Genomic DNA, 20,039 nt, shown 5'->3' on the forward strand with positions numbered 1-20,039 from the left:
GCGTGGCGGCCTCAATCATTCGATGACGGTAAATCCGGCCTCCCTGGCCATGCGTGACAGGTTGCGGAATCCCATTGTCGCATAGGTCAGCGGGTTGGCCTTGCCGGGATCCTGTTCGGCCTCGACCACCAGCCAGCCGCTGTAGCCATTGTCGGCCAGCACGCGCAAAATCACGGGATAGTCGATGGACCCGTCGCCAGGCACCGTGAAAATCCCTTCCATGACGGCGCCCATGAAACTCATGTCGTCGGCGCGGGCGCGATCGAGCACGGCCTTGCGCGCGTCCTTGCAATGCACATGCACGACGCGCTTGACGTGCGCTTTGATCAAAGCCAAGGGGTCGCCGCCCGAAAAACTGGAATGTCCGGTGTCGTAGAGCAGGCCGACCGCATCGCCGCTGTGCCGCATCAAGAGGCCCACCTCGGCATCGGTCTCGACGATGGTGCCCATATGATGGTGAAAGGCCATGCGGACGCCGAAATCCGCCATCCGCTCGGCCAGCGCGGTCAGTTTCTTGCCGTAGGCCGGCCATTCCTCCGGGCTCAGGGCCGGACGCTGCGAGATCGGTCCCCAGATGGCGTTGTGGCGACCGCGCGAGGTGTCGGCGTAGACGACATGGGTCGAGCCCATATCCTTCAAAAGCTGGAGATGCGGCAGGATCGCATCCATTTCTGCGCTGACATCCTTCTCGTCGCAGCGGCCATCATACCAGCCGGAAATCACCGCAAGGCCATGGCGCTCCATGACAGGCTTCAGTTCAGCGGACTGGCGCGGGAACTTGCCGCCAAGTTCGGTGCCGGAATAGCCGGCCTGTTTCGTCTCGCTGAGACAGGTCTCGAGCGGCGTGTCGCCGCCGAGCTCCGGCACGTCATCGTTGCTCCAGGTGATCGGATTGATGCCGATGCGAACCTTCACGGGCGAACTCCTGACTGCTTGAGCTGGGCGAGGTGATGCCGGGCGAGGCCGGCCAGCAACGTCATGTCACGACGCGCGTGTTCTGCGCTGTTGCGCACCGGCGTGGTTTCGACGATCGCCGACCAGAAGCCTTTCAACTCCTCGACGAAGGCCGCTTCGTAGCCGCTGCGGATGTCGCGGCTGGACAGCGTGTGGCCGTCGCTGGTGCGCAGCGTCAGCCGCGTCGGCTGATGGTTGAGATAGGGCGAGGGGAATTCCAGGTCGAGCGACGCGTCATCGAAGTAGAGCGTGATGCGCTCGCGGTAGTCGGCAAGCCCAGGTACCGCCAGATGCACCATGTTCCACAGCGCCTGGCCGCCGAGCAGGCTAACCGCACCCTGGCCGCCTTCGCCCCTGGCAAAAAGCGAGGCGCCGACAATGTCGCCGTCGGCGACGCCGAGCGCATCGAGCAAGCCGTGCACTGCGTTCACGTCATGCACGATCGACGAACAGTAGGCGCCGACAAAGCCGCGAAAGGCGTCGGGATTGTCCAGGCCGGGCACCGCGCGCGCCACCTGCTCGCGCTGCCTGGCTTCGGTCGAGGCAATCAACCCCGCGGCAACGTCGTCGCCCCGGCATGTGGAGTGGTGCCTGACGAACGGCCACGCGTCGGGATCATTGACCTCGACCGAAACATAGCGAAGCGTCCGTGCCGTGCCCGGCAGCATGTTCAACGCCGCCTCGTAGCTCGGATCGAAACGCTTCATGTAGCCGACCTGAAGCACCCTGCCGGAGCGATCCCTGGCGGCGATCAAGTCGTCGATATCCCGCGCGCTGTAGCAAAGCGGCTTTTCGCAGAAGACGTGCAACCCCCTGCCGAGGGCGGCAAGCGCCTGTTCCCGGTGCAACGCATCGGGCGAGGCTATGACCACGGCGTCAAGCGGCAGGGCCAAAAGTTGATCGAGATCGGCGAATGTCTCGAGGCCGAACTCCTCGCCGACAAAGGCGCGGACCTTTTGCGACGGATCGTAGACGCCGACAATCTCGAACTGCCGGTGCAATCTGAGCAGATTGGGAATGTGCTCGACCTGGGCGACGCCACCCGCACCGATCACTCCCACCTTTATGCACTGCATCGGTCAGCCCCATCTGAACCCGAACGCCTTTTTTCTTGAGCCTAGAACTGCTTTGGTTCCATTGTTAGAACCAGATTGCATTGATTTTTGGGAACCAGCATGAAGACCAGTTTTCCAATCGACGGCATTGCACTGGATCGCGACAGCCCTGCCAATTTGCACCGGCAGCTCTATGTCCAGTTGCGCGGCCTGATCGAACGGCGCGTGCTGCCGAGCGGCCACGCGCTGCCCTCGACACGGGTCATGGCGCGGGATCTGCAAGTCGGCCGCAACACGGTGATTGCCGCCTGCGACCAGCTGGCACTGGAGGGCTATCTGGCGATACGGCCGCGCAGGCCCTCGGTGGTCATGGATCTGCCGACCCGTTCTGCCGCGGCGGAGCATGTGTCCGTAGAAGACGAGAACCCGATATCCCTGCGCGGGCAGACCATGCTCGCCCAACCCTATCATCATGGCCGGCCCGGCATGCTCGCCTTTCATCCCGGCATGCCGGACCCGGATAATTTTCCGTTCAACACCTGGTCGAAACTGCTCAGCCGCCGGGCAAAGTTCGCGCATATCGACCTGTTCGGCACCTATCACGTCAAAGGCTTTCCTCCGCTTTGCGAGGCCATCGCCCGCTATCTCACGGCGTCGCGGGGCGTCAGGTGCAGCGCCGAGCAGATCGTCGTGACCAATGGCGCGCAGTCGGCGTTCGATCTTCTGGCGCGGCTGCTCATCGATGAAGGCGACACGGTCTGGATGGAGGAGCCGGGGTACTACGGCGCGGGTTCGGCTTTCGTCTCGGCCGGGGCGAAACTGGCACCGCTGCGCGTCGGCAATGCAGGCTGGAACCTTGATCCCCCTTCTGTCATTCCGCGCATGATTTTCGTGACGCCATCATGCCATCACCCGCTCGGCATAACCATGCCGATGGAACAGCGGCTCAATCTACTGCACATGGCCGAGACCTGGCGCTCGTGGATCATCGAGGACGACTACGACGGCGAATACCGTTTTCAAGGGCAGCCTATCCCGGCGCTGCAGGGCATCGGCGCGTCAAACCGGGTGGTCTATGTCGGCACTTTCGCCAAAATCCTGTTTCCGGCCATGCGCCTCGGCTTTCTGGTGGCGCCCAAGGCCATAGACCACACGATCGTCTCGGCGCTGAGCGTGACCGGCCAGTTCGCGCCATTGCTCACCCAGGCAGCGCTGGCGGACTTCATGAACGAGGGGCATTTTACCCGCCATCTCAGGCGCATGCGGCGTCTCTATGCGGACAGGCGGCAGTTCTTCCTGGAAAGCGCGCAAAGGCATCTCGGCGACTGGCTGGATTTCCATGCCACCGAATCCGGCATCCAGATTGTCGGCATTTTCCGCGCCAGATGTAGCGACTCGGTGATTGCGGAGACGTTGCTCCAACACGGCATCAACGTCTCCGCCTTGTCGATCCAGTACCGTCACGGCACGGAACAAAACGGGCTTGTCATGGGCTTTGCGGCTGCCGATGCGCAGACCACCGAAAAGACGATGCAAAAATTTCGTGCCTTGCTGAAAGCCCATTTCTCACGAACAAATAATCTCGGGTGATCCCGAGATTACGCCGCCTGCAACTCCCTGCGCGGCAGTGGCGGGAAGGCGATGGCGATGCCGACGGCGCCAAGCCCGATGATGGCCGAGCCGATGAACAGCCAGGAATAGTTGGCGTAGGCATCGAAGACCATGCCGCCGGCCAGCGGCCCGAGCGCCATGCCGAGGCTCGACAGCATGGTGGCGGCGCCAAACACCGTGCCGAGGATGCGCTGGCCGAAATATTCGCGCGCCAGCACCGCATAGAGCGGCATGACGCCGCCATAGGTGGCACCGAAGATAACGGCAAGCACATAGAACTGCCCGAGCTGGCTGATGCTGAGATAGGCGGCAATCACGATCGCCTGGATCGCGAGGCCCGCGATCAGCACCGGCTTGACGCCCAGCCTATCGGCAAGCACGCCATAGAGAAGCCGTCCGCCCAGGCCAGCAAGGCCCTCGACGCTGTAGATCGAGACCGCCGCCATGGGCGCCACGCCGCACAGCATGGCATAGCTCACCATGTGGAAGATCGGCCCGGAATGCGCGGCGCAGCAGGCAAAGAAAGTCAGCCCCAGCACGATGAACTGCGGCGAGCGCAGCGCCTGGCCGACCGTCAGGCCGGCGCCGTCGGCAACCGGCGCGGAACCGATACCGGCCACGGCCGGCTTCGGCGGCTGGCGGACCAGCAGCACGGCCGGCAACAGCAGCACCCAAGCGGTGATGCCGATGTCGAACATGGCGGTGCGCCAGTCATAGGCCGAGATCAGCCAGCGGGCGAAGGGCGAGATCGTCATCGGCGCCACGCCCATGCCGGCCGAGACCAGCGAAACGGCAAGGCTGCGGTTGGTGTCGAACCAGCCTGATGTCAGCGCGATCATCGGCGCGAAGAAGGCGCTGGCGGCGAGGCCGACCAGCACGCCATAGGTGACCTGGAAGCTCAGCAGCGAGCCGGCGCGGCTGGCCAGCACCAGCGACAGCCCGAGCAGCACCGCGCCGATCGTCACGACGATGCGGGCGCCGAAGCGGTCGGACAGGGCGCCCCAGGCGAAGCCGCCGAGGCCCATCACCAGGAAGTTGAGGGTCATGGCGCTCGAAATACCGGCGCGCGACCAGCCGGTGTCGATCGCCATCGGCTCAAGGAAGATCGCCAGCGAAAACATCGTGCCGATGGCGACACAGGACATCAGCGCGCCAGCCGCGACGATGACCCAACGATAGGAAAGGCTCATATTTTTTCTCCCATGCCAGAGGGCAGCGCAGCGCGCTGTTTGCGCCCGAAGGACGCTGGCATCCAGACCTATCCTACAATCCGGTTGCATTTTTTATCCAGTCTGGACTGGCGTCGTTTTCCCGGCGTCCTGAGCCGCTTTGCAGGCGCCTGTCAGATCGGCAGTTCCGACGTGTGTTTGATCGTCTGGCTGGGCACCTCTGTCTTGACGTTCTGCACGCCCTTGATGCGGCTCAGATGCTCCGACTGGAAGCGGCGGTAGTCGTCGATGCCGGCTGCCACCACGCGCACCATGGCATCGCAATCGCCGAGCATCAGGTAGCATTCCATCACCTGCGGCAGCTTGGCCACTTCGGTGGCGAAATGCTCGATCGTGTCCTCGTCCTGCTGCTTCAGCCAGATGCGGGTGAAGAAGGTCAGGCCCTTGCCGATGCTGGCCGGGTTGAGCACGGCGACATAGCGGTCGATGACGCCGGCCTCCTCCAGCAGCTTCACGCGCCGCAGGCAAGGCGATGGCGACAGCCCGACCTCATTGGCCAGATCGTTGTTGGCCATGCGGCCGTCGCGTTGCAGCGCCCGCAGGATGCGCTTGTCGATGTCATCCAGCTTCATGGCTACGGATTCCATTTCTTCTGAGATTCGTGACACTCAATGCCAAAACTGAACGAAATACAACAATCTTCGCAACCAAATTGCGGGTGGGGATCGGTATGTTTGCGACATCACTTGATTTCAAACGCAACCGGAAGCGGCGGCCGCGAGGCCTGTCGATGGCAAAGCATGAGCATTTCACAGACAGTCGAGGCGGTGGGCAATGGTTCGAGGTCCGAGTTCCGCCGTGGCGTGGAGTCATGCGCGCCGGTGCTGTTCGGCACCATCCCCTATGCGCTGGTGCTCGGCGCCCAGGCCACTCAGAAAGGGCTGAGCACGGTCGAACTCTCGGCAATGACAGGGCTGAACTTTGCCGGCGGCTCGGAATTCGCGGCGATCCAGCTGTGGACGTCGCCGCCGCACATCGTGCTCATCGTCGCCATCACCTTCCTGGTCAACAGCCGGCATCTGCTGATGGGGGCGGCGCTGGCGCCGTTCCTTCGCTATCTGCCGAGGCGCAAAGTGTTTCCGGCGCTGTTCTTCCTGTGCGACGAAAGCTGGGCGCTCGGGCTTGCCGATGCCAGGCAGCGCGCCGCGGCCGATATCACGCCGGCCTTCAGCCCGCGCTACTATATGGGCGCGGCGCTGGCAATGTACCTCACCTGGGTGGTGTTCACCACGCTAGGTGCCTGGCTCGGCCCGATGCTGGGCGATGTCGAGATCTACGGTTTCGACATGGCGTTTCCGGCTGTCTTCCTGGTGCTCATACGCGGCATGTGGAAGGGCGTGGTCGCCGCACGGCCCTGGCTGGTCAGCCTCGTCGTCGCGGCGCTGACCTATCTCGTGGTTCCCGGCGCCTGGTACGTCGCCGCAGGCGCGGTGTCGGGGCTGGTCTCGGCCTGGTTCTTCTGGAGAGAAGCATGATCGACGCAACGACCCTGCTCACCATCGTGCTGATGGCCGGCGTCACCTACCTGACCCGGATCGGTGGTTATGTCGTGCTGCGCAACCGCACGCTCAGCGCCCGCGCCACGGCGGTGATGGAGGCGGCGCCCGGTTGCGTTCTGATCTCGGTCATAGCGCCGGCCTTCGTGTCGAGGAATCCGGCCGACCTTCTGGCGCTGGCGGTCACCTTCATAGCCGCAACGCGGTTCTCCATGCTGCCGACCGTGCTGATCGGGGTCGCTTCAGCGGGTCTTTTGAGACACCTCATCGGCTAGAACGAAAAAAGGCAAGCGAGGGCGCCTGCCTTCTTCAGTTCGGATGATCGGCACTTTACGCCGCCGCAGAGACCTGCTGGCTGGCCGCCACCACGGCATCGACCTTGGCGGTCGCCTTGGCGAGCGCGGCGATCACAGCGTCGGCACCCATGCCGACGCCTTCGATGCGGATGACGTCGACATCGGTCATGCCGATGAAGCCGAGCACGCTGCGCAGATAGGGAATGGCGTGATCCATCTGCACGGCCGCACCTTCGGAATAGATGCCGCCCGAAGCCAGCACGATATAGACCTTCTTGCCGGTGACGAGGCCCTTGGGGCCGTTCTCGCCATAGGCAAAGCTCTTGCCGGAGCGGGCGACGTGATCGACCCACGACTTCAGCGTCGAGGAGATGTTGAAGTTGATGAAGCCGGTGGCGAGGATCACGGTGTCGGCGGCAAACAGTTCGTCGAGCACGACGTCGGAGACGCCGACGACCTCAGCCTGGCGCGGGGTGCGGGCTTCGGCCGGCGTGTAGATGCCGCTGGCATAGTCGGCGTCGATATGCGGCAGCGGGTTTGCAACGAGATCGCGCACGACAAGCGTGTTCGACGGGTCGGCGGCGACGAGCTTTTCAGCGAGTTCAGTAGCAATGCGGGTCGAGTGCGAAGCAGCGCCGCGCGGGCTCGAGGTGACGAGAAGGGTGGACATTTGGGGCTCTCCAGGGGTTGAAATAATTTGTCCCGCTGGATATGGGGCCATCGATCCATTTGAAAAACTGGTATATTTTCTATACTATCCATCCACAAAGTGGATATAGCGATGCAACCCAACCCGACACTCGACCAACTGCAGATCTTTGTGACGGTCGCAGAAACCGGCAGTTTCTCGGCCGCCGGCCGCAAGCTCAACCGGGCCCAATCCGTCATCAGCTATGGTATCGCCAATCTCGAGGCGCAGCTCGGCCTGAAGCTGTTCGAGCGTGAGGGCACGCGCGAGCCGCAACTGACCGAAATCGGCCGGGCGATGCTGGAGGATGCCCAGCGCATGGTCGGCGTGCTGCAGCGTATCCGTTCCAGGGTCGACGGACACCATCAGGGGCTGGAAGCGGAAGTCGCGCTGTCGGTCGATGCGACGCTGCCGTCGCTGGTGCTGGTGCGGGTGTTGAAGGCGTTCGAGGCGAAGTTCCCGACCGTGATGCTGCGCCTGCATATCGGCTCGCTTGGGTTGATCCCGGATCATGTCGTCAATGGACAGGCCGATCTTGGCATTGGCGGCCTGCTGGGCGAGGTCGACGTGCATCTGGTGCGCATCGGCTTCATGTCGATGGTACCGGCCGCGGCACCCAGCCATCCGCTGGCGCTGCTGCCGAAACCGGTGGCGATCGAGGACGTGCGCGAACACACGCAACTTGTCGTCACCGACCAGTCCGAGCGCACCAAGGGGCGCGACTACGGCGTCTTTGCCTACCGTAGCTGGCGGCTATCGGACATGCGCACCAAGCATACACTAATGCGCGAGGGGCTTGGTTGGGGCGGGCTGCCGCGCTGGCTGATCGCCGACGATCTGGCCAGTGGCCGGCTGGTGGAACTCGACCTCGAGCCCTACAAGGAGGTGAGCTCGCCATTGTTTGCCATGCACCGCAACGATCGCAGCCCGAAGCCGGCAGCGGCCTGGCTGATCGAGCAATTCAAGCGCCAGCTCGGCTGCTTCAACGAGTTCGAACCGGGCCAGGTGCCCGATGAGGAGCCGGAGACAATCCATCGATCAGTGCCATGAGGACGGCGCGGTAATCCTCGGCTGAGGCGCCGGCCTCGATGGCGAGTGCGGCGCGGTCGAAGGCGGAGGCCAGCAGCGCGGTCAGCGCCTCGGCGGGCAATCTCGTCATCGTCTGCGCCCGCATGGCGGCGACCAGCCCCTCGCGCAGCGAGCGGTTGCCGTGGCGGTTGTCGATCGCGTCCATGGCGGCGCGGCCGAGCACGGCGGGACCATCGAGCAGCAACAGCCGCGTGCGGCCGGGCGCGCGCATGGCGTCGAGATAGGCATCCGAACCGGCAATCAGCGCGTCACGGGCAAACAACGAGGGGGGCGAGGCGCGCTCGATTTCGTCAGCCACAACAGCCGCTTCCTGCTCGACCACGGCGGCAAACAGCGCCTGCTTGTCGGCAAAGTGGTGGTAGAGCGCGCCACGCGTGACGCCTGCGGCGGCGACGATCTCTGGGGTGCCGGTCTCGGCATAGGATTTTTCGGTGAACAGTTTTCGCGCCGCGGCAATCAGATCGGCGCGCGTCGCCTCGGTGCGATCGCGGTTGGAACGGCGCGCGGATTCCTGTTGCATACATGCAGCCTGTATGTTAATGCATTTTACATGCAGACTGTATGTTATTTGATGGGAGAAGGAAAGATGAAGACCACGAGCTATTACCCGGTGCTGATGACCGGCGACGTTGCCGCTACAAAGGCTTTTTACGTCACGCATTTCGGCTTCAAGCCGCTGTCCGAGAGCGACTGGTACGTGCATTTGCAGTCTGCCGAGGATCGCCGCGTCAATCTCGGCATCGTCCATGGCGATCATGAAACGATCCCGGAAGAAGGGAGGGGCCGCACAACCGGCCTGCTGATCAACTTCGAAGTCAGGAACCCGGATGCTGTCTACGAACGGATCACCGCCGCCGGCCTGCCGATCTTGTGCAGCCTGCGCGACGAGCCCTTTGGCCAGCGCCATTTCATCACCAAGGACCCCAATGGCGTGTTGATCGACGTGATCAAGCCGATCCCGCTAAGCCCGGAGTTTCAGGCGCAATTTATCGAGGGAGCCTGAAGGGGGGGTCGCTGGCCGAAACTGTCGGCGGAGGTGGGGGCGGCTCCGCCTCGTGACCAGGTGGGCATTCGCGGTCTATGGTGGGCTTGGCAAACCTGGGCCCTTCCATGCGTGAAATCTGCCTTATCCGCGCCCCGTCCAACCTCGGCCTTCGTCCGCTCCGGCCCGGCCATGTGCCAGGGACATGGCGGGCGCCGCAGGCGCTGAGCGAGGCCGGCTTGGTCGAGGTGGTTGCGCCGGCCAGGGTAGTCGATCTCGAACGGCCCGCCTACAGCACTGAACCGCAGCCGGGCACCCGACTGCGCAATGGCCCTGCGATCCGCCGGTTCAATCTGGCGCTTGCCGAGATTGTCGCTGGCGCGATCGGGCAGGGCGAGTTTCCGTTGATCATCGGCGGTGATTGTTCGATCCTGCTTGGGGCGCTGGCGGCCGCACGCCGCTCCGGTCCACTGTCACTCGTGCACGTCGATGGCCACAGCGATTTCCGTCATCCCGGCAATTACGATGCCAACGCGGCGCTCGGCTCGGCCGCCGGCATGGATCTCGCGCTCGCCACCGGACGTGGCGAGCCGTTGCTGACCGAGTGGCCCGGCATCGTCGGGTCGCTCGTTGCCGACGAACAGGTTGTCCAGATTGGCGAGCGCGAGAGCCGCGACGCCGATTTCGCCTGGCCAGACATCAGTTCCAGCGCCATGACGCTGATCGACGTCTTTGCCGTGCGTGAACTTGGCGCGGCGAGGGTGCTGGAAAGGACCCGGGCGACGCTGGCGCGGTCTCTCTACTGGCTGCACCTCGACATCGACGTACTCGACCAGACGGTGATGCCGGCGGTGGATTCGCCCGGCAGTCCCGGCATCGACCCGGACGATCTCGCCGCCATCCTCTCTGCACTGGTTGCCGATCCCGCCTGTATCGGCGTGGACATGTCGATCTTCGATCCGGACCTCGATCCGACCGGTGATCTGGCGGCGTTTCTGGTGTCGCTGCTTGGGCGGGTGCTCAAGCAGCGATAGACTTCAGCTCCGCGCCACCGGCGTCACCGTCACCTGGCTGACTCCGGTGCGGCGCACGACGGTGCACAGCGTCTCGCGGCCGATGCGCTCGGCGTCGAGCAGGCGCACCAGATCGTCGACGCCGGTGACCGGGCGGCCGTCGATTGCGGCGATGATGTCGCCTTCCTTCAGGCCGGCCTTCGCCGCCGGGCCATCCTTCTCGACACTGCGCAGCCGCACCGCCGTGATGGTCGACACTTGCGACAAAAGGGCTGCGCGGCGCGGCAGGTTCGTCGTGTCGGCGGAGATGCCGATGAATGCGCGGCGCACGCGGCCGAAGCGGATGATCTCCGAAATGACGAAGTTGGCGGTGTTGGAGGCGACCGCGAAAGCGATGCCTTGCGCGCCATGGATCATGGCGGTGTTGACGCCGATGACCTCGCCGGCCGACGACACCAGCGGCCCGCCGGAATTGCCGGGGTTGAGCGCCGCGTCGGTCTGGATGACGTCGTCGATCAGCCGCCCGGTGGAGGCGCGCATCGAGCGGCCGAGCGCCGAGACGACGCCCGAAGTGACGGTCCATTCGAAGCCGAGCGGGTTGCCGATGGCAATGGCGATCTGGCCGCGCCGCAGCCGCTTGGAATCGCCAAGGGGTGCCACGTCGGCAAAGCTGCCGTCCGCGCGCACCAGCGCGATGTCGGTGTCGGGGTCGCGGCCAAGCACGCGGCCCTCGCGGGAGGCGCCGTCGGGCATCGAGACGCGCACCGTCCTGGCGTCGCCGACGACATGGAAATTGGTGACGACCAACCCGTCGGGCGCGATGACGAAGCCGGACCCATGGCCGCCCTGACCGCCAACGCGTTCGATGCGGCAGACGGCAGGACCGATGCGGTCGACCGCATCGGCGACCGTCGTCGAATAGGCGTCGAGCAGCGTGTCGTCGGCCAGTATGTCATCGGTTTGGAATTTGGCGGCGGCGAGGGCCATGGACGGGCTCCGTGTTTTCAGTCGTGGTGCGGTTTTTTCCTGTGCGTGTCGTTATCCCAAAACCGCTGAGCATTTTTGGGCGACACGCACTATATGTGCGGAGCGGCTGGAACCGCCGCGACCTGACCAGATGGCCAGTCAAACCGCCAACTAGCCGTCAGGCGAGTACCTCCAAGCGCGCTGTCGAGCGATATCTGGGCTATGCAAGAAACCCAGGAGACCCCTATGAGCGATTTCAATCTGAGTGCATTTTCCGAGGCCATCGCCGATCTCGCCGCCAACGCGGCACCGGCAACGGCAAGTTTCGCCACGCATCATCATCGCACGGCCAGCGCCTTCCACTGGCGCGACAGTTATTTCGTCACCGCCGAGGAGGCTGTCGAGGCTGGCGAGGAGATCGAGCTGACACTGGCTTCAGGCGACACGGTGAAGGCCGAATTGGTTGGCCGCGATCCATCCACCGGCGTCGCCCTGCTGAAGCCGGCCGATGCGGGCACAGCGCCTACACTGGCCAAGGCCGACGCGGTACGGCCCGGCAACGTCGCCATCGCCATCGGCAACAGCCAGGGATCGGCGCTGGCCGTGTCGGGCTCTGTGGGCGAGGTCGGCCCGGCCTGGCGCTCGATGCGCGGCGGCACCATCGACCGGCGCATCAATCTTGCCGTCGGCGCCGGCGGCCGTTTCGAGGGCGGCCCGGTGCTCGACGCCAAGGGCGCGCTGATCGGCATGCTGTTGTTCGGGCCGCGCCACCGGGCGCTGGTCATGCCTTACGAGACGATCGAACGGGCGGTTGCGACCTTGCGCGAGAAGGGCCATGTCGCGCGTGGCTATCTCGGCGCCGGCCTGCATCCGGTGCGCGACCGCGACGCGCATGGAGCGATGGTGATGAGCCTCGACGACGAAGGCCCGGCCAAGGCCGCCGGCCTTTCGCTCGGCGACATCATCGTGGCGTGGAATGGCGAGGCCGTGCATGGCCCGCGCGACCTGATCCGCAGGCTCGGACCCGACAGTGCCGGCATTTCGGTGACACTCGGTGTCGTGCGTGGCGGTGAACAGCGCGATGTCGTGCTGACGATCGGCGAAAAGCCGCTTTCCTGAGAGGAGTGATGGACACGACCACCAGCGACCGGATCATGCATGACGGTGCCGCCTCGCGGCGGCTGATGGTGCTGATTGCGCTTGGCGACGCGGCTCGCGCCGAGCGCCTGGCTGCCTCGCTTGCCGCGAGCGACGACCTGCTGCCGGTCGTGGCCGGCGCCGCCGACGTCGCCATTGTTGACCACAGCAGCGGTGACGCCGTGCCGGCCTCCACGCCACGGGTGCTGCTGTCGGGCAGCGGCGACCGGCCTGCCGGCGAGGTGTTGGCCGTCATGCCCGCGGGCGCGGACGATTTGTTGATCGCCGCAGCAGCGCGGCTGGCGGCGGCCGGCTATCGTGTATCGGGCGATGGCAGCCGCGGCCGTGATGAGGATTTCCATGCCGGCGAGGGCGAGCCATTCGAGGATGATGCCTCCGACGAGCATGCCGCCCGGCCGGCGCTGTCACCGCGCGAGGCGGAAGTGCTGGCGCTGCTGGCCGAGGGCGCGCCCAACAAGGTGATCGCGCGGCGGCTGAACATTTCCGTGCACACGGCGAAATTCCACGTCGCCGCGATCCTGATCAAGCTGGGTGCCGCCAACCGCACCGATGCGATCGCCATTGCGATGCGGCAGGGGCTGGTGCTGGTCTAGTCACAAACCCTACGCAGCGTAACTCGACGTCCAGCGTCTCGGGCCTTGCGCTGCGGTCACCTGCCGCGCAAAGGTTCGCGCCTGCTATGTTGCAAGGGAGGCGCAGGAAATGTCGCTCAACGGAAAGACGCTGTTCATCTCCGGCGGGTCGCGCGGCATCGGGCTGGCGATCGCGCTGCGCGCCGCGCGCGACGGCGCCAATGTGACGATCGCCGCCAAGACCGCCGAGCCGCATCCGAAGCTGCCCGGCACGATCTACACGGCGGCGCAGGAGATCGAGCAGGCCGGCGGCAAGGCGCTGCCGGTTCTGTGCGATATTCGCGAGGAGGCGCAGGTTGCAGAGGCGGTCGCTAGAACCGTGGAAAAGTTCGGCGGCATCGACATTTGCGTCAACAATGCCAGCGCCATCCAGCTCACCGGCACGCTGGAGACCGACATGAAGCGCTATGATCTGATGCACCAGATCAACACGCGCGGCACCTTCCTCGTCTCCAAAATGTGCATTCCGCACCTGAAGTTAGCTAAGAATGCTCACATCCTGAATCTGGCGCCGCCGCTCGACATGAAGGCCAAGTGGTTCAAGAACCACGTCGCCTACACCATGGCCAAATTCGGCATGTCGATGTGCACGCTGGGCATGAGCGCCGAGTTCGCCAGGGACGGCATCGCGGTCAATTCGCTGTGGCCCATCTCGACCATCGACACGGCTGCGGTGCGCAATCTGCTCGGCGGCGCGACGGTGGCGGCGATGAGCCGTTCGCCCGACATCATGGCCGATGCCGCGCACGCGATCTTCATGCGGCCATCGCGAGAGGCCACCGGCAATTTCTACATCGACGAGGAGGTGCTGCGCGCCGAGGGCGTCAGCGACTTTTCGGTTTATGCACCAGGCGCGACCGGGCCGCTGGCCGGCGACTTCTTCGTGCCGGACGAGGTGTTTGCGAATTCGGGCACGAAGATCAAGGGAATCTACTAGCGGGGAGGCTGCCGACGCTTTTCGATAAACGACTCGAAATCCAACGGCTACGGCTCGCCCGATTCATCACCCTCGTCGATTGCCTGCTCGAGCGTCGAAAAATCATCCTCTTCCACTGGCGTCAGCCTTCCTCGACCTTCTTGCCTTTGCTCAGGCCCATCAGCCGGTCGATATAGGCGAGCATGAAGGCCGAGACGACGAAGGCGAGGTGGATGACGGTCAGCCATATCAACTGGTCGGTCGAATAGGAGGACGAGTTGAGGAACACCTGCAAGAGGTGGATGGACGAGATGGCGACGATGGTCGAGGCGACCTTGACCTTCAGCGAACCGACATCGATCGTGCCCAGCCAATGCACGCCGCCGTCCTGGTCGTCAAAGCGGCTGACGAAGTTCTCGTAGCCCGAGATGATGACCATCACCACCAGCGAGGCGACCAGTGCGGCATCGATAAGGCCGAGCATCTTGAGGATGGTGTCGGTGTCGGCGAGAAGGCGGTCAGGACGAACTCATAGAGCTTCTTGCCGAAGGACAGCGCATAGATGGCCAACGCCACGCCCAGCCCGAGATAGAAGACGACCAGCAGCCAGCGCGAGGCAAGGATGATCGATTCGATGGCGAGCTCGAGACGCTTCATAGAGTGGTTCCGGTTGGTTCTCTTTGGATAGCGGGCGGTAGGGCAGTGGGTGGTCGTATTTCGGTCAGCTGTCACCGTTTACAAGACAAAAAACCCCGCCGGCGAGGGACCGGCGGGGCTCAATACGTCCCGCTGGAGTCGGGACGGGGCAGGGAATGCCCTGTCCAGAATCTGGGGTGGGTGAGCCCGCGATTCAATGAGCCGGCTCTAATGCCGGTACAATTCTTGTTGAACCTGACACGTCGAACCATCCCCGGCAGGACCGGGGATGGTTGCTTCGCGCGCAGATTCCGCAAACCAGGTCATGATTTTGAAATCATGACCTAATTGTTGCTGGCGACCGGCGCCACCAGCGAGGTGATGCGGCGAATGGCGACGCGCCGGTTCTCGCGGTTGGGCGCTGTCGTGTTGACCTTCAGATACTGCTCGCCATAGCCCTGCGTCGTCAGGTTCTCCGGCGGGATGCCGAAGGCATTGGTAAGGGCCTCCGCCACCGCTTCGGCGCGGCGATCGGACAGGGCAAGGTTCGCCTCCGGCGTGCCGACGGCGTCGGTATGACCTTCGATCAGGAAGGTCTCGGCCGGGTTCTTCTTCAACAGCTTGTCCATGGCGCTGGCGACACCCTCGAGCTTCTGCACCTCGGTGTCGGAAATCGAGGCCGAGCCGAATTCGAAGTTCAGCGTGTCGAGGTCGACGCGGCGTGCAATGTCGCGCACGCGGGCCGAACGCTTGACCTCATCGATCGAGTAGAGGCGCTGGACCTTTTCCACCGGCGGCTGTTCGAGGAAGGTGTAGTAGTCGTCCGGGCTCTCGACGTCCTCGGAATCGAGGATGTACTCCCGCCGCGGGATGGTCAGCCGCATCGGCGGCAGGTCGTCGCCGGGATCGCGCCAGTCGCTGTCATCCTGATAGTCCCGCTCGTCGACATAGCTCAGCACATATTCGCGGCCATCGGGCGTGATGCGCGAACGCTGGATGACATCGCCGTAGCTGTTGCGGATGGTGACGATCTGGATGCCATTGTCGCGCTCGACGATTTCCCGGGTGCGATCGCCCGACAGATCCTCATAGTACACATTTCTGGCGCCGCGGGTCATGCGCGGGGCGTCATTGCTCTGGACGAATGTCTGGTTGTTGAACTGCAGGATAACTCGGTCGCCGAGTTCCCTGACGACGTCGACGCCTTTCGGACGCCGGCGGTCGCGAATGTTCTCATCGGGTGCACGCTCGACGCGGGTGCCCTTTTCCTCCGTCACCGGGGCGATCTTTTCAGGCTGGATTGCCTGCTGGGCCGACTTGTCGTCGGTGGGCGGGGGTCCTTGGTCGACCGGAGCCGGTTTTGGAGCTTGCACCTGCTCGCCATTCTGCTGGGCGGGCTGGGTGGCCTGCTCGCCATTCGCATTCTCGCCTCCCGGCTGGCCGTTCTTGCCCTTGCGCTTGCGCAGGACATCTTTCTGGCTATCAAAGATGGGCGCTGCGTTCTTGTCGGCCGGGGCTTCGCCCTGGGCTGCATTTTCCCCTTGGGCCGGCTGTTCGCCGGTCACGGGTTGCTGCCCACCGGCGGGTTGTTCGGCCGTTGACGGCTGTTTTCCAGCGGCCGGCTGCTCACCCGTCACCGGCTGTTCGATGACAGGCTTCTTGCCGCGCTTCGTCTTATCCTGAGGCTGTTCGCCTTGGGCGGGCGCCGCCTGCTGCTCAGGCTGAAGCGGTTCGGCCTGCGGAACCGGTTCGCCGGCGGGCGCTTGCTTCTTGGCCGGCGCCTGTTCGGCGGGTGCGGCTTCGATCTGCTGATCCTGCTTGCGCTTCTTGCGCTGGGGCTGTGGGTTGTTGTCGTTTGCCGGGGCCGCCTGCTCGGCGGGCTGTTCGGCAGGGGCGGCCTCGATCTGCTTCTGCTGGTCGCGCTTCTTCCTGCGCGGCAGCTGCTCTTCAACGGCCGGGGCAGCCTGTTCGGCCGGCGCCTGCTCGGTCTGTTGCTGCTGCTGGTCGCGCTTCTTCCTGCGCGGCAGCTGCTCTTCGACGGCCGGGGCAGCCTGTTCGGCTGGCGCCTGCTCGGTCTGTTGCTGCTGCTGGTCGCGCTTCTTCCTGCGCGGCAGCTGCTCTTCGACGGCCGGGGCGGCCTGTTCGGCTGGCGCCTGCTCGGTCTGTTGCTGCTGCTCGCGCTTCTTCCTGCGCGGCAGCTGCTCTTCGACGGCCGGGGCGGCCTGTTCGGCCGGCGCCTGCTCGGTCTGCTGCTGCTGGTCGCGCTTCTTGCGGCGTGGCTGCTGCTCTTCGACGGCAGGGGCGGCCTGCTCGGCGGGGGCCTGCTCCGTCTGCTGCTGTTCACGCTTCTTGCGCTCGGGCTTTTGTCCGCCTTGCTGCTTCTGCGCACAGGCCTCGGCCGATTCGCCCTCGGCGCACGCTGCCTGCGCCAAAATGAGCGCGGCTGACATGTGCTTGGCTGGGCCGAACGCGGCACTTCCCTGAAGCGGGAACGCGCCCAACGGCGCGGATGCCATCAGCAGGCCAAGTGCGGTGCCTGCCAGAATCCGGGGTTGGCGTTTCATCGAAAACTCTCCTTGTGGGGTCCCATCCTTGCCGAAACCGATCTTGGGCCGATTGGTTCCAGTTTGGTTGCGATAGAGACAGTAAGGGGCGATTGGCCGGCCTTTTGAAGGCAACTTCGTGTCATTGGCCTGTCGATCGCCGCATTCGGGCCTTCGTCGCGCTTGACGTTGCCGGCGGCTGGGGCCACATGCCGGGAATGGAAACGCCATTCTGGAAAACCAAGGCGCTGGAGGCGATGAGCCCGGCCGAGTGGGAGTCGCTGTGCGACGGCTGCGGCAAATGCTGCCTGTCGAAGCTCGAGGACGAGGACACCGGCGAGATCTACTGGACCAGCGTCGGCTGCCGGCTGTTCGACGCGCAGAGCTGCCGCTGTTCGGACTACGCCAACCGGCTGGCGCGCGTTCCCGACTGCGTCGGGCTGACGCCGCAGAATGTTCGCACCATCAGCTGGCTGCCCAGCACCTGCGCCTACCGGCTGGTGGCCGAGGGCCACGACCTCTACTGGTGGCACAGGCTGGTGTCGGGCAGCGCCGAGACCGTGCACGAGGCCGGCATCTCGATACGCGGGCGGGTCAAGGCAAGCGAGACCGATCTCGCCGAGCCGGAAGACTATTTTGACTACATGCTGGACGACGAGCCATAGGGGCTCGCGCCGGGACGAAGAGCCATAGGGCTCGCGTTGGAACGAACACCCTGATCCTCAGCCAGTCTGCCGGGCCAATCGGCTGGATTGGGAACCGGGTACTGAGTGCGGCGTTTTGGGGCATTCACCCTGCCGTGGGCGATGGCAAATGGCCTGCGAATTCCTTTTCCGCCACATGAACCGGAGATGAACGGCCGGTTCGCAAGAAATTCAGATAGGTAACTGCATTCTCCCCCCATCGGTTCACGAGGACGGGCGAAAGCCCGCAACAAGGAGAAAAGACGATGTTCAACACGATCAAGACGGCAGCCCTTTCGGCCCTGGTCGGTCTCGGCACGCTGGCGGCCATCCCCGCTCATGCCGACAGCCTGTATCTCGGCTTCGGCAACAACGCCGACACGCGTTTCGGCGTCTATACCGGCGACGACGGCTATCGCCATCGCCGTGATGAACGCCGCGGCTACTGGCGTGATGAACGCCGCGACGGCTGGCGTCGTGGCTGTTCGCCGGACCGCGCCCTCGACAAGGCCGAACGCATGGGCCTCTACCGTGCCCGCATCGTCGACGTCAGCCGTCGCATGGTGAAGGTGGTGGGTCGTCAGGACGGTGACCGCGTCGTCATCGTGTTCGCCAATGAGCGCGGCTGCCCGGTCATTTATCGCTGAGGCCGGGTTCTGCTTGACCTTCTGCGAAGGCCGGCAGCGGCATAACCCTCTGTGAGGGTTAGCAGGGCAGCATGATCTTCTGCGAAGATCAGCTGGGAGTAGCCGAGCCCCTTCCGGCTGGAAGGGAGTGGCTCGAAAAAACCCCGCGGGAGCAATCCCGCGGGGTTTTTCATGCACGGTATCGGTTGGTCGTTGGATCCGTGGCTGAACAAGCCTCAGCCACGGATCATCGGGGCCGGTTACTTCAACTCGAAGGTGACGGTGACCTGCACGTTGTAGGAATTCTCGCCGGCCTGCACCGGAGCCGCAGCACCCGCCGCCGCATCGAAAGCCTTGGCGTTGATCGGCATAGGTGTCGGCGCGATGTTCTGGTCGGTGATCTCGAGCACCCGGCCGATGCTGACGCCGGCGGCCTCGGCCAGCGTCTTGGCCTTGGCCATGGCGTTGGCGACCGCCTTCTTGCGGGCCTCGGTGACGGTCGCCGCCGGGTTGTCATTGGTGAAGGCGATGCCGCCGCCCTGGTTGACGCCGAGCGACACCGCCTTGTCCAGAATCTCGCCGGTCTTGTCGACATCGCGCACCCGCACCGACAGCGTGTTGGTCACCTGATAGGCGACGAGTTCGGCTTCCTGGCTGCCGTCCGGCTTGTTGGTGTAGTTGTAGCGCGGGTTGATCTGGATGCCCGCGGTCTGCAGGTCGCGGTCCTTGATGCCGGCCGATTTCATCGCCGCGATCACGCCGGCCATGGCGTCGTTGTTGGCGTCGAGCGCTGCGCGCGCGGTCTTGGCTTCGCGCATGACGCTGAGCGTCAGGACCGCCAGATCGGGGGCTACGGTTGCTTCGCCTTCGCCCGATACAGTGATGCGGGGCGGCGTCGGCAAATCGGTGGCTCCAGCCATCGCCGGAAAAGCGATTGCAGCGGCGAGCGCGAGGGGCAAAAGGCGTCTGGTCATCAAAATCTCCTTGGTCTGCGATCGAGTCGCAAGAGGTCGCGTAGAGCGCGATTATGGGTTGATTTGGGCGATCTGCGGAAGCCCGACGGGAAAGCCTTGTGCCGCGATGCGAAAAACATTAATCCAGCCCGCGTGGGGCCTGTAGCTCAATGGTTAGAGCCGGCGGCTCATAACCGCTTGGTTGGGGGTTCGAGTCCCTCCGGGCCCACCAAATTATTACAAATCAATAGGTTACGCCTATTTCTTCGAAATTGAATTGAGCGCTATTGGATAAGCCACCGAGTTTTGAAGGAAATCGTTTTGCGCCTGATTGTCAATTTTCTCCTTCTCTTGATGACACCCGTCATACGTACCTCAGGATCGCCGGTCTCGGAAGACCTTGCAACGATGCGTGCGGTAATCGGCGGCAACGGCGTGCAATTGGGCGGGTTCTGACCCCTGGCGAACAGCCCTCGCGCGCTTGGGGCTGAAGTCTAATTTAGAGGTCCGCTA

General features: G+C 64.2%; 21 protein-coding genes, 1 tRNA gene and 1 pseudogene. 13 read left to right on the top strand and 10 right to left on the bottom strand.

Annotated features, from left to right (window positions below):
- Positions 1–15 precede the first annotated feature (15 nt).
- Positions 16–915 carry a myo-inosose-2 dehydratase gene (gene iolE / locus ACFSQT_RS22565; protein WP_379022275.1) on the bottom strand — a complete coding sequence of 300 codons (900 nt, stop codon included), beginning with the start codon at positions 913–915 and terminating at the stop codon, positions 16–18.
- Positions 912–2,030, bottom strand: coding sequence for a Gfo/Idh/MocA family protein (locus tag ACFSQT_RS22570; RefSeq protein WP_379022277.1), 1,119 nt, complete (start codon positions 2,028–2,030; stop codon positions 912–914). Before ACFSQT_RS22570 ends, iolE begins: the two co-directional genes overlap by 4 nt.
- 99 nt (positions 2,031–2,129) lie before the next feature.
- Here ACFSQT_RS22570 and mocR point away from each other — a divergent pair, with 99 nt between their 5' ends.
- A complete protein-coding gene (mocR, locus tag ACFSQT_RS22575; protein ID WP_379022279.1) occupies positions 2,130–3,599 on the top strand; it encodes a rhizopine catabolism transcriptional regulator MocR in 1,470 nt (489 codons plus the stop codon).
- Between the two features lie 8 nt (positions 3,600–3,607).
- Here the strand turns inward: mocR and ACFSQT_RS22580 are convergent, their stop codons facing one another.
- A complete protein-coding gene (locus ACFSQT_RS22580) occupies positions 3,608–4,810 on the bottom strand; it encodes an MFS transporter (protein WP_379022281.1) in 1,203 nt (400 codons plus the stop codon).
- 152 nt (positions 4,811–4,962) lie between these two features.
- Positions 4,963–5,421, bottom strand: a complete 459-nt coding sequence (locus ACFSQT_RS22585) for an Lrp/AsnC family transcriptional regulator (protein ID WP_379022283.1) — start codon at positions 5,419–5,421, stop codon at positions 4,963–4,965.
- Positions 5,422–5,589: 168 nt separating this feature from the next.
- Between ACFSQT_RS22585 and ACFSQT_RS22590 the strand changes: the two genes are divergently transcribed.
- Positions 5,590–6,324, top strand: coding sequence for an AzlC family ABC transporter permease (locus ACFSQT_RS22590; RefSeq protein ID WP_379022285.1), 735 nt, complete (start codon positions 5,590–5,592; stop codon positions 6,322–6,324).
- Complete coding sequence (locus ACFSQT_RS22595) at positions 6,321–6,620, top strand: AzlD family protein (protein WP_379022287.1); 300 nt, start codon at positions 6,321–6,323, stop codon at positions 6,618–6,620. The genes ACFSQT_RS22590 and ACFSQT_RS22595 overlap by 4 nt, the downstream gene beginning before the upstream one ends.
- A gap of 55 nt (positions 6,621–6,675) precedes the next feature.
- Here ACFSQT_RS22595 and ACFSQT_RS22600 read toward each other — a convergent pair whose 3' ends face one another.
- Complete coding sequence (locus ACFSQT_RS22600; protein ID WP_379022289.1) at positions 6,676–7,311, bottom strand: FMN-dependent NADH-azoreductase; 636 nt, start codon at positions 7,309–7,311, stop codon at positions 6,676–6,678.
- Positions 7,312–7,422: 111 nt separating this feature from the next.
- Between ACFSQT_RS22600 and ACFSQT_RS22605 the strand changes: the two genes are divergently transcribed.
- The gene (locus ACFSQT_RS22605; protein ID WP_379022291.1) at positions 7,423–8,379 is read left to right on the top strand and encodes a LysR family transcriptional regulator; all 957 of its coding nucleotides are present in this window, start codon (positions 7,423–7,425) and stop codon (positions 8,377–8,379) included.
- Here the strand turns inward: ACFSQT_RS22605 and ACFSQT_RS22610 are convergent.
- Positions 8,312–8,938: a TetR/AcrR family transcriptional regulator gene (locus ACFSQT_RS22610; protein WP_379022293.1), complete on the bottom strand. Its 627-nt coding sequence runs from the start codon at positions 8,936–8,938 to the stop codon at positions 8,312–8,314. The genes ACFSQT_RS22605 and ACFSQT_RS22610 overlap by 68 nt on opposite strands.
- Positions 8,939–9,004: 66 nt before the next feature.
- Here ACFSQT_RS22610 and ACFSQT_RS22615 point away from each other — a divergent pair, with 66 nt between their 5' ends.
- Complete coding sequence (locus tag ACFSQT_RS22615; protein ID WP_379022295.1) at positions 9,005–9,421, top strand: VOC family protein; 417 nt, start codon at positions 9,005–9,007, stop codon at positions 9,419–9,421.
- A gap of 107 nt (positions 9,422–9,528) precedes the next feature.
- Positions 9,529–10,434: an arginase family protein gene (locus ACFSQT_RS22620; RefSeq protein ID WP_379022297.1), complete on the top strand. Its 906-nt coding sequence runs from the start codon at positions 9,529–9,531 to the stop codon at positions 10,432–10,434.
- Positions 10,435–10,437: 3 nt separating this feature from the next.
- On the opposite strand, the gene ACFSQT_RS22625 is transcribed toward ACFSQT_RS22620, so the two are convergent.
- Positions 10,438–11,400: a S1C family serine protease gene (locus ACFSQT_RS22625; RefSeq protein WP_379022299.1), complete on the bottom strand. Its 963-nt coding sequence runs from the start codon at positions 11,398–11,400 to the stop codon at positions 10,438–10,440.
- Between the two features lie 225 nt (positions 11,401–11,625).
- Between ACFSQT_RS22625 and ACFSQT_RS22630 the strand changes: the two genes are divergently transcribed.
- The 3 genes from ACFSQT_RS22630 (at position 11,626) to ACFSQT_RS22640 (ending at position 14,106) form a co-directional block, all read left to right on the top strand.
- Entirely contained in the window at positions 11,626–12,498 is an 873-nt protein-coding gene (locus ACFSQT_RS22630) for a S1C family serine protease (RefSeq protein WP_379022301.1), read from the top strand.
- A gap of 8 nt (positions 12,499–12,506) precedes the next feature.
- On the top strand, positions 12,507–13,130 hold the full coding sequence (locus tag ACFSQT_RS22635) for a helix-turn-helix transcriptional regulator (RefSeq protein WP_379022303.1): 624 nt from the start codon (positions 12,507–12,509) through the stop codon (positions 13,128–13,130).
- Positions 13,131–13,239: 109 nt separating this feature from the next.
- Positions 13,240–14,106: an SDR family oxidoreductase gene (locus ACFSQT_RS22640; RefSeq protein ID WP_379022305.1), complete on the top strand. Its 867-nt coding sequence runs from the start codon at positions 13,240–13,242 to the stop codon at positions 14,104–14,106.
- Between the two features lie 121 nt (positions 14,107–14,227).
- On the opposite strand, the pseudogene ACFSQT_RS22645 reads toward ACFSQT_RS22640, so the two are convergent.
- Positions 14,228–14,742 (bottom strand): annotated as a pseudogene (locus tag ACFSQT_RS22645) (TIGR00645 family protein).
- A gap of 323 nt (positions 14,743–15,065) precedes the next feature.
- Positions 15,066–16,286, bottom strand: a complete 1,221-nt coding sequence (locus tag ACFSQT_RS39835) for an OmpA family protein (protein WP_465264367.1) — start codon at positions 16,284–16,286, stop codon at positions 15,066–15,068.
- Between the two features lie 129 nt (positions 16,287–16,415).
- Here ACFSQT_RS39835 and ACFSQT_RS39840 point away from each other — a divergent pair, with 129 nt between their 5' ends.
- From ACFSQT_RS39840 to ACFSQT_RS22660, 3 genes are all read left to right on the top strand, one after another.
- Positions 16,416–17,168, top strand: a complete 753-nt coding sequence (locus tag ACFSQT_RS39840) for a hypothetical protein (protein ID WP_465264368.1) — start codon at positions 16,416–16,418, stop codon at positions 17,166–17,168.
- Between the two features lie 314 nt (positions 17,169–17,482).
- Complete coding sequence (locus tag ACFSQT_RS22655; protein ID WP_379022475.1) at positions 17,483–17,929, top strand: YcgN family cysteine cluster protein; 447 nt, start codon at positions 17,483–17,485, stop codon at positions 17,927–17,929.
- Positions 17,930–18,213: 284 nt separating this feature from the next.
- Positions 18,214–18,594, top strand: coding sequence for a hypothetical protein (locus ACFSQT_RS22660; RefSeq protein WP_379022309.1), 381 nt, complete (start codon positions 18,214–18,216; stop codon positions 18,592–18,594).
- A gap of 239 nt (positions 18,595–18,833) precedes the next feature.
- Here ACFSQT_RS22660 and ACFSQT_RS22665 read toward each other — a convergent pair whose 3' ends face one another.
- Positions 18,834–19,547, bottom strand: coding sequence for an SIMPL domain-containing protein (locus ACFSQT_RS22665; RefSeq protein ID WP_379022311.1), 714 nt, complete (start codon positions 19,545–19,547; stop codon positions 18,834–18,836).
- A gap of 135 nt (positions 19,548–19,682) precedes the next feature.
- Here ACFSQT_RS22665 and ACFSQT_RS22670 point away from each other — a divergent pair.
- Positions 19,683–19,758 (top strand) — tRNA-Ile (locus ACFSQT_RS22670).
- Positions 19,759–20,039 lie beyond the last annotated feature (281 nt).

Source organism: Mesorhizobium calcicola (assembly GCF_042682105.1).
Classification (GTDB): domain Bacteria; phylum Pseudomonadota; class Alphaproteobacteria; order Rhizobiales; family Rhizobiaceae; genus Mesorhizobium; species Mesorhizobium calcicola.